This is a genomic window from Streptomyces inhibens (assembly GCF_003389455.1).
In the GTDB taxonomy this organism is placed as follows: Bacteria; Actinomycetota; Actinomycetes; order Streptomycetales; family Streptomycetaceae; genus Streptomyces; species Streptomyces inhibens.
Genome location: NZ_QUAC01000179.1, coordinates 1 through 9185, shown reverse-complemented (window position 1 = coordinate 9185; position 9185 = coordinate 1). Strand labels below are relative to the sequence as shown.

At 73.2% G+C, this 9185-nt stretch carries 6 protein-coding genes and 1 pseudogene; 3 read left to right on the top strand and 4 right to left on the bottom strand.

Annotated features, from left to right (window positions below):
• Positions 1-52: 52 nt before the first annotated feature.
• Entirely contained in the window at positions 53-2086 is a 2034-nt protein-coding gene (locus tag DY245_RS22460; RefSeq protein ID WP_128509043.1) for an acetoacetate--CoA ligase, read from the bottom strand.
• A gap of 320 nt (positions 2087-2406) precedes the next feature.
• On the opposite strand from DY245_RS22460, the gene DY245_RS22455 reads away from it, so the two are divergent.
• The 3 genes and pseudogenes from DY245_RS22455 to DY245_RS46600 form a co-directional block, all read left to right on the top strand.
• Positions 2407-4809: a glycoside hydrolase family 31 protein gene (locus DY245_RS22455; protein ID WP_128509042.1), complete on the top strand. Its 2403-nt coding sequence runs from the start codon at positions 2407-2409 to the stop codon at positions 4807-4809.
• Between the two features lie 53 nt (positions 4810-4862).
• Positions 4863-5509: pseudogene (locus tag DY245_RS22450) on the top strand (M15 family metallopeptidase); the annotation flags it as partial.
• 1 nt (position 5510) lies between these two features.
• A partial coding sequence (locus DY245_RS46600; protein WP_280524993.1) for a M15 family metallopeptidase occupies positions 5511-5719 on the top strand: 209 nt, incomplete at its 5' end.
• On the opposite strand, the gene DY245_RS22445 is transcribed toward DY245_RS46600, so the two are convergent.
• The 3 genes from DY245_RS22445 to DY245_RS22435 all read right to left on the bottom strand — a co-directional run bounded on the left by DY245_RS22445 (position 5670) and on the right by DY245_RS22435 (position 9164).
• Complete coding sequence (locus tag DY245_RS22445) at positions 5670-7001, bottom strand: adenylosuccinate synthetase (RefSeq protein ID WP_128509041.1); 1332 nt, start codon at positions 6999-7001, stop codon at positions 5670-5672. The two genes, DY245_RS46600 and DY245_RS22445, sit on opposite strands and share 50 nt — an antisense overlap.
• 34 nt (positions 7002-7035) lie before the next feature.
• Positions 7036-8034, bottom strand: a complete 999-nt coding sequence (locus tag DY245_RS22440; protein ID WP_128509040.1) for a hypothetical protein — start codon at positions 8032-8034, stop codon at positions 7036-7038.
• A gap of 80 nt (positions 8035-8114) precedes the next feature.
• A complete protein-coding gene (locus tag DY245_RS22435) occupies positions 8115-9164 on the bottom strand; it encodes a molecular chaperone DnaJ (protein ID WP_128509039.1) in 1050 nt (349 codons plus the stop codon).
• Positions 9165-9185 lie beyond the last annotated feature (21 nt).

Sequence of the window (9185 nt, the reverse complement as noted above, 5' to 3'; positions counted from 1 at the left end):
CGGCGCCGGACCGGAGCCCGTTCGGGCCTTGGCGGTCCGGCGCCGGCCCGGCCTACTGCGCGCTGTCGTCGGCCGTGCGGTCGCGGGCCACCCGCTCGTAGAAGCGGAGCAGTTCGAGGTTGTCGACGGAGCCGGGGTTGACGGCCTTCTCCAGCGGGGTGCCCTGCAGGAGGCGTTTGACGGGGACCTCGATGCGCTTGCCGGTGAGGGTGTGCGGTACGCCGGGCGCCTCGATGATGTCGTCGGGGACGTGGCGGGGCGAGAGCTGTTCCCTGATGGTCCGTTTGATGCGGTCGCGCAGGGCGTCGTCGAGGGCGGCGCCGGGGGCCAGGTGGACGAAGAGCGGCATCCAGTAGCCGCCGTCGGGGAGTTCCAGGCCGATGACGAGGGATTCGCGGATCTCGGGGAGCCGTTCGACGGCCTCGTAGATGTCGGCGGAGCCCATCCGGACGCCCTGGCGGTTGAGGGTGGAGTCGGAGCGGCCGTGGATGATGACGCTGCCGCGGGAGGTGAGGGTGATCCAGTCGCCGTGCCGCCAGACGCCGGGGTACATGTCGAAGTAGCTGTCGTGGTAGCGGGCGCCGTCGGGGTCGTTCCAGAAGCGGGTGGGCATGGACGGCATGGGGTTGGTGACGACGAGTTCGCCGACCTCGTCGATGACGGGCTCGCCCTGGGGGTCCCAGGCCTGCAGGTCGGTGCCGAGGCAGGGGGCCTGGAGTTCGCCGATGTGGACGGGGAGGGTGGGGACGGCGCCGGCGAAGCAGCTGCAGACGTCGGTGCCGCCGCTGACGGAGGCTGTCCACAGGTCGGCGCCGCTCTCCGCGAAGGAGTCGTGCAGCCAGCGGAAGCCGTCCGGCGGGAGCGGGGAGCCGGTGGTGGCGACGCAGGTGATGGCGGAGAGGTCGAGGTCGCGGGCGGGGTGGATGCCGGCCTTGCGGCAGGCCATGACGTAGGCGGCGGAGGTGCCGAAGACGGTGGCGCGGGTGGTTTCGGCGACTCGCCATTGGGCGGCGATGTCGGGGTGGCCGGGGCTGCCGTCGTAGAGCACGATCGTGGAGCCCACCAGCAGGCCGGCGACGAGGAAGTTCCACATCATCCAGCCGGTGGAGGTGTACCAGAAGAACCGGTCGTCGGGGCCGAGGTCGCAGTGCAGGCCCGTCTGCTTGAGGTGTTCGAGCAGGATGCCGCCCTGGGACTGGACGATGGCCTTGGGCAGGCCGGTGGTGCCGGAGGAGTACAGGACCCACAGCGGGTGGTCGAAGGGGACCTGTTCGAAGACCGGTTCGGTGTCGTTGGTGGTCAGGTCCGACCAGTTCAGGGCGCCTTCGGGGGCGGGGGTGCCGAGCAGCGGGATATGGACGACGGCGCGCAGGGTGGGAAGTTCGGCGCGGAGTTCGCTGACGGTGTCGCGGCGGTCGTGTTCCTTGCCGCCGTAGCGGTAGCCGTCGACGGTGAACAGGACGACCGGTTCGATCTGCTGGAAGCGGTCCAGCACGCTGCGGGCGCCGAAGTCGGGGGCGCAGGAGGTCCATACGCCGCCGACCGCGGCGGTGGCCAGGAGGGCGACGACGGCCTGCGGGATGTTGGGGACATAGCCGCTGACACGGTCGCCGGGGCGGACGCCGAGGCGGCGGAGTTCGGCGGCCAGCGAGCCGACCTGGGCGCGCAGATCCGTCCAGGTGACGGGGGTGGGTTCGTGGGTCTCGTCGACGTACAGCAGCGCGGGGGCGTCGGCGCGGGCCGGATCCTCGGCGGCGCGCAGGGCGTGCTCGGCGTAGTTGAGGGTGGCGCCGGGGAACCAGCGGGCGCCGGGCATCGCGCGGTCGGCGAGGACGGTCTCGTACGGGGTGGCGAAGCGGACGTCGAACCATTCGGCGGTGGCCTGCCAGAAGGCGGGCAGCTCGTCGACGGACCAGCGGTGCAGGTCGGTGTAGCTCGCGGCGGGGTCGCCGGGGGTGGGGGCGGGCGCGCCGTGGTGGGCGGCCGCCCAGGTGTGGAAACGGGTGACCTGTGCGCCGGCGATCCGGTCCGGGCCTGGCTGCCACAGGGGTTCGGGCCGGTGTGCGGAGTGCGGTGCGGTGGTCATGATGCGGCTCCCGGGCGGTACACGTCGTCGGCGTCGGGCGCGCACGGCGGTGGGGGTCCCCCGGCCTGACGTGTGCGCGTGACACGGCTTGCCTGGACGATGCCATGTGATCGACTTGTGCACCAGGGTGGGCTCCCCACATTCGGGGGGTGACGGATGTGGTGGGGCCATGTGACGCGGGCCGGTGGCCTGGGATGCGGCGGGATTCGGCCATGGGACGGCGATCCGCAGGCCATGAGGTGGCCGAGCGTGACCCCGTGCAGGTGAACGGCAGTTGAACGGTGCCCGCACACCCTGACGTCAATGGCAGGCTGACCGGCATGGACGGGCGTGATCTGGTGCGGTCGGTACGAGTGGTCAGGGCAGTCGGGCCGGCGCAGGGGCTACGGTCCGTGCGTGCGGCATGGCGGGCGCGGAGGGTGGATGCGCAGGCGCTGCCGCGGCGTGTCGCGGAGCGGGCGCGGGTGCCGGGGGCGGCGCGTGGCGCGGAGCCCCAGCCGGGCGGCGGGTTGATCCATTTCGCGCGGTCGTCGCTGCGGGTGCGGGTGGCGGCCGGCGGCGCGGTGTTCTGCGGCTGGGACGGAGCCGAGCCGGAGCCGTCGTACGCGCTGGCCGGGGCGTGTCCCGAGGTGGATGCGCGGGCGGTGCTGGAGCCCGATACGGAGGGCGGCTGGCGGGTGGTCTCCGAGCGGGTGATGGTGGCGGTCTCCCGGCACGGCGCGGTGGAGGTGCGGACGCCCGGCGGGATGGTGCTGCGGCGGGAGCTGCCGCCGCGGTGGTGGGACCGGATAGACGGGGCCGGCGCGGCGGCCGTCGAGCGCGCCGGGCAGCCCGAGGGGTATGAGGCGTCGCGGTGGGTGCAGCGTTCGGAGGTCGCAGCCGACGCCCGGTTCTTCGGGCTGGGCGGCCGGGCGCACGGGCCGCGGCTGCGGGCGGGTAGCTACCGGCTGTGGAACACCGATCCGGGCGGTGCCTTCGAGCCGGGCGACGATCCGCTGTCGCTGACGATGCCGGTGCAGCTGGTGGTGGCGGACGCCGGGACGCATCTGGTCTTCCACGACAATTCCTGGGACGGCCGGGTGGCGCTGCGTGAGGGCGTGGAGGGCGCGGGCTCCGGTCATGACCGGCCGGGCACCTGCGAGGTGCGGATGGACGGCGGGCCGCTGCGCTACTGGGTGCTGGCCGGCACCCCGGCCCGGGTACTGCAGGGCTGGACGGCGCTGACCGGTGCACCCGCGCTGCCGCCCCAGTGGGCGCTGGGGTATCAGCACGCCCGCTGGGGGTTCGGCGGCGAGGCCGAGGTGCGCCGGGTGGTGGCCGGCTACAAGGAGCGCGAACTTCCGTTGTCGGCCGTCCACTTGGACATCGACCACTTCGACCGGCACCGGGTCTTCACCGTCGACCGGGAGCGGTATCCGGATCTGCCGGGCCTGGCACGGGAGTTGCGTGCGGAGGGGGTGCGGCTGGTGTCGATCGTGGATCCGGCGGTGAAGGCGGATCCGGGGGACGCGGTGTACGAGGGCGGGGCGGCGGCGGACGCCTTCGTACGGGACGCGCGGGGGCGGGAGGTGCGCGGGGTGGTGTGGCCGGGTGAGTCGGTCTACCCGGATTTCACCGATGCGCGGGTGCGCAAGTGGTGGGGCGGGCTGTATGCGGAGCGGCTGGCGCAAGGCTTCTCGGGCGTCTGGCACGATATGAACGAGCCGGTCTCCTTTGCCCCGTTCGGGGAGTCGACGCTGCCGCGGTCGGCCCGCCATGCGCTGGAGGGGCGGGGCGGCGACCACCGGGAGGCACACAACGTCTACGGGCTGGCGATGGCGCGGGCCGGCTTCGAGGGGCTGTGCGAACTGCGGCCGGACGAGCGGCCGTTCCTGTTCTCCCGTTCGGGCTGGGCGGGGATGCAGCGGTACGGGGGCACCTGGTCGGGGGATGTGGCGACCGGCTGGCCGGGGCTGCGGGCTTCGCTGTCGCTGGTGCTGGGGCTGGGGCTGTGCGGGGTGCCGTACAGCGGTCCCGATGTCGGCGGGTTCTCCACCGAGCCGTCCCGCGAGCTGTATCTGCGGTGGTTCCAGCTGGGCGCCTATCTCCCGCTGTTCCGTACGCATTCGGCGATCTGGGCAGGGCGGCGGGAGCCGTGGGAGTACGGGATCGAGGTGCTCGGGCATGCCCGTACGGCGCTGCGCGAACGGCAGCGGCTGCTGCCGTATTTCGGGACGCTGGGCCAGTTGGCGCGGCTGACCGGGGCTCCGTATGTGCGGCCGGTGTGGTGGAGTTCGCCGCGGGACCGGGCGCTGCGGGACTGCGAGGACGCTTTTCTGCTGGGGGATGCGTTGCTGGTCGCGCCCGTACTGGAGGGGGGCGTGACCCGGCGGCCGGTGCGGCTGCCGCGCGGGCGGTGGTACGACACCGCGACCGGGCGGGCGTACGACGGTCCCGGGCAGGTGTGGGTGGAGGCGCCGCTGTCGCGGATTCCGGTGCTGGCGCGGGCCGGTGCGGTGCTGCCGGTGGCGGGGGCGAACGGCGGGACGGAGCTGGAGGTGTGGGCGCCGGTGGCCGGGCGCGGGGGCAGCGGTCTGGTGGTGCCGGATGCCGGGGACGGCTGGCAGCGGCCGACCGTGGAGCGCTTCACCTCGCGGCGGGAGGGCGGCCGGGTGGTCGTGGAGCGGCGGGACGGGGGCGCGGTGGGGTATCCGGTGCGGGTGCGGGGGCTGGAGGGCGAGTAGCGGGGCCGGTGGGGGTCTTCCGCTCCGCGTGCCGCGCCTGGTAGACGAGGGCCATGCCGAGACTTGCTGCCATGCTGCGCGGCCTGGCCGTCGCTGCCGCCGCCCTGATGACCGTCACCACGCTGCCGTCGAGCGCACAGGCGGGCGCCGCTCAGCGGCCGGCGCCCCCGCCCAAGGCGCCCAAGGAGTTCGTCGCGCTGCGCGCGGTGGATCCCACGATCATCCAGGAGATGCGCTACTTCACGCCGCACAACTTCATGGGCGTACCGGTGGACGGCTACCGCAGGCCGAAGTGCCTTCTGACGCGGGATGCCGCGAACGCGCTGCACCGTGCCCAGCTCTCGTTCCTGAAGCGGGGGTTCTCGCTCAAGGTGTACGACTGCTACCGGCCGCAGCGCGCCGTGGATCACTTCGTCCGGTGGGCCAAGGACCTGGACGATCAGCGGATGAAGGCCGAGTTCTATCCGCAGGAGGACAAGACGAAGCTGTTCGACGACGGCTATATCGCCGCCAAGTCCGGTCACAGCAGGGGCAGTACGCTCGATGTGACGCTGGTGCGGCTGCCGGCCGTGCCCACCCGCCCGTATGTGCCGGGTGAGCCGCTGACTCCCTGTTACGGGCCGAGGGCCGAGCGCTTCCCGGACACTTCCCTCGACATGGGGACCGGCTTCGACTGCTTCGACACGCTCGCGCACACCCTNCCCTCGACATGGGGACCGGCTTCGACTGCTTCGACACGCTCGCGCACACCCTCGACCCGCGCATCCACGGGCGGCAGCTGAGGAACCGGCTGCTGCTCAAGAACGGTCTGGAGCGGGCCGGGTTCGTGAATCTCCCGGAGGAGTGGTGGCACTACACCTTCAAGCCGGAGACCTTTCCTGACACCTACTTCGACTTCCCCGTTCAGTGACCGTTCCGGCGACCTGCCGGATGACCTTGTCGGCCGCCGTGGGTCCGTACGACTCCATGAGGACCGGGGCGTTCAGCGCCTGGGCGAGGGCGCCGCTCCAGGCCTGCGGGTCGGCGCCCGGGGACTGCCAGCGGGCGGGGCGGGCGGTCAACAGGCGTTCGGTGAGACGCTGTTGCCGGGAGAGGCAGCCGGGCGGGGCGGTGGGGATGCGGTCCAGGAGGCCGTCCGGCGTGCGGTAGGCGTGGGCCATGCGCAGGGTGCTGCCGCGGCGGGCGGGGGCGTCCAGGTGGGTGACGGCGAGGGCGTCCACTCCCCCGCAGGTCTCGACGGCGTAGGTGTGCGCGACGGCGTCGAAGTGGCCGGTGCGGAAGGCTCCTTGCCAGCGACCGTGGCCGTTGTGGGCCTCGGGGAGGGCGCGCAGCAGCGACGGGTCCTCGGTGACGAGCGGACCGGGGCCGTGCCGGGTCGTATAGGTCCGTACGACGCCCAGGCGCAGCGCGGCGCGGGGCCGGCCGGCCTCGGCGAGGAGGGTTTCGGCGCCGTCGAACGTGGTCGTGGACCAGGTGGTGTAGGGGTGGAAGCCGTGCCACTCGTCCAGGAGGACGCCCTGGGCGCCTTCGAAGACTGCCGGGCCGCGGCGCAGCAGGCGGGGCAGGTGGGTCTCGTCGACGAGGGTGATGTGGTCGGCGAAGGCGGTGAAGGCGTCCAGGCAGGCGTCGACGGGTGGTGCGTCGAGCGGGCCGAGGGCCGCGGTGAGGCGGTCGCGGAGCAGGGTGAGTTTGCGGCGCAGGGGCGTCCGTGAGGTGCAGTCGCCGGCCGTCGGGGCGTCGGCGGGGTGGGCGAGGGCGTAGGCGGCGGTTTCGCCGATGCCCATGCCGCAGGAGCCGTGCCGGGCGGTGCCGCGGGCGCGCTCCCGGGCCCGGTTGGCGGCCGCGTGGTAGGGCGTGGTGAGCCGGGCGCGTCGGTCGACGGTCAGCAGGGCGAGCGGGTCGGGGACGCCGAGCGCGGCGAGATGCCGGGCCTCGGTGGCGAGCGCCAGAGGGTCCACCAGCATCAGACGGGAGAGGTGGGTGGGCACGCCGCTGAAGGTGCCGGAGCCGAATTGGGCGAAGGTGTGGTGGCGGCCGTCGACGGTGACGACGTTGTGGGCGGCCTGGGCGCCGCCGTTGAAGCGGATCACCGCCGTGACCGGCGCCGCGCCCGGTCGGGGGGCGCAGAGCCGGTCGACGACGGTGCCCTTGCCCGCGTCGCCGTAGCCGAGGTCGACCACGAGGGTGTGCACGGAGGGGTCCTCTTCCGGTGGGGTTCCTGCGGGGTCAGAGCCGGGTGGTGCCGCCGGCCCCGGGCTCGCCGGTGGCGTCGATCAGCGGCGCCGAGGAGCGGGCGACGGTGCCGCGCTCGCGGCCGAGGCCGGCCAGCGCCTTGCCGACGCTCGCGCCCGCGTCGGAGCCGATGTCGGCGAGGTCGTCGAGTCCGGCGGCAAGGTCGATGGCTTCCTCGCCGAGGCCGATGGTCAGGGCGAGGGTTTCGCAGACGGCGCCGAGGTCGTCGAGTTCGATGACGTTCTGGCCGAGCAGCTTGCGCCAGGTGCCCAGAACGGCGGTGTTGCCGACGTGGGTGGCACCGGCCGGGACGATGAAGTAGACATCGAACTTCTGCCGCACCTCGGCGAGGATCGTGGTGAGGGGGATGTCCTCGGTGAGGTGGTCGCCGAAGACCGCGCGGACCTCACGGGCCTTGACCTTGCCGTACGGCATCTCGTCGCCGATGAGGAAGAGGTAACCGCGGCGGCCGCGCTGCTCGTGGCAGTCGATGCTGGTGTGACGCGCCATGGCGTACAGGGCGAGTTCGTAGGACTCGGTCATCTGACCGCCTCCGCCGCCCTCCAGGAGGATGTTGCCGAGGTCGTCGTCCATCCGGTTGTCGGACTCGAACTGGCCGAGCTGGAGCGGCACCCGGTCGCAGGTGGCGTCGCCGACGGCGCCGAAGAGGATCTGCGGGTGTGCGACGTACCCCTTGCGCAGCAGCAGGCCGAACAGCTCGGGGAGTTTGGTCTGCAGGACGCGCGGCACCGAGCGCATGGATCCGGTCACATCGAAGATGACGGAGATCGCCAGCGAGGTGGGGTGTTCGTCGGAGTCGCGGCTCTCGCGGGTGGTCAGCCCCTTGGGGTCGAGCGAGGTGTGCGCCGTCCAGGTGTGGCGCGGGGAGGAGGCGGTGGTGCGGTCGCTGTAGTCGAAGGCGCTGGTGCCGGCGGCGGCGCGGTAGTTCGCCGCGGCGCCGTAGACGTTGGTGGACCAGGTTCCGCTGCCCATGGTGAATCCCCCTGAGTTGTTGATTGGTTGCGTGATCGGGTGGTGTCCGGCGCCCTGTGGTGGAGAGCGCGCGGTGTGGCTTACGGATGCCGCGCGGGCATCGTGAACGGCCGGAAGGTGCGCGGGCCGTAGAGGTCGTCGAGGAGTTGGTCCAGCTCGGCCAGCAGCCGCCAGGCGTCGTGCGGCCGGCGGGCCTGCGCGCGCAGGGTGCAGCCGCGCAGGAACGCCCGCATCGGCTGCGGGGTGCGCTCCCCCATGACCGCGGCCATGGTGCGGGAGGCGAGGTGGATGTCGGTGGCCTCGGTCGCCGGGCAACGGCCGGTGACCTCGGGCGGATAGGCGTCCCGGTGGCGTTCGACGAGTGCGGGGACGCGGTCGCCGAGGGGCGTGCTGTAGCACCAGTCGACGAGGACCAGGCCGTGCAGCTCGGGGTGGATGAGGACGTGTTCGGGGAGTACGGCGCCGTGTACCCGGCCGGCGCGGTGTGCCCAGCCGAGGGCCACCAGGAGCCTGCGCCACATCCAGGCGGCGTCGCGCGGGTCGAGTCCGTCCGGGTAGGCCGCGTGGACCTCCGCGAGGGAGTGGAATCCGGCCAGGGGTACGAGGGCGTTGACGCGGCGTTCGATGCCGGTGTCCGGTGCGCGGTGGCGGAAGGACTCCAGCAGGCGGGGCGCATAGCCGCGGTGGCGGCGCTCGCCGTGCCGTGCCAGCCGGTTCAGCGCCTGGGCCTCGCGCTCCAGGAGGTCGTTGTCGCCGGCCGTGCGCGGGATCTTCAGCAGGGCGTCGTGCCGGGTGCCGTCCTGCTCGTACGTCGCCGCACGGAGCACCGCGAGATCGCCGGTGGCTGTTGTGGCGCCGAGGGTGTACGTACGGCGGCGGGTGGTCAGGGTCGGGTGGGCGGCGGCGGTGCGCTGCTGCCAGAGGGTGCCCAGGCGGGTGAACTCGACTTCGGCGTCCGGGCGTTCGGCCGCCGGTGCGGTGTCGGGGTGCAGCAGCCGGGCGAGTCTGCGGTAGGTCCCGGCGGCCTCGGAGTCGTCGGCGGGGAAGAGGTCCGCGGGCCGGCGTGCGGCGGCCAGCGCGGTGCGGGCGGCGGCGCGGGTGCGCGGGGCGTCCGCGGCCGTGGAGGTCATCGCACGCTCTCCTCCCGGTCG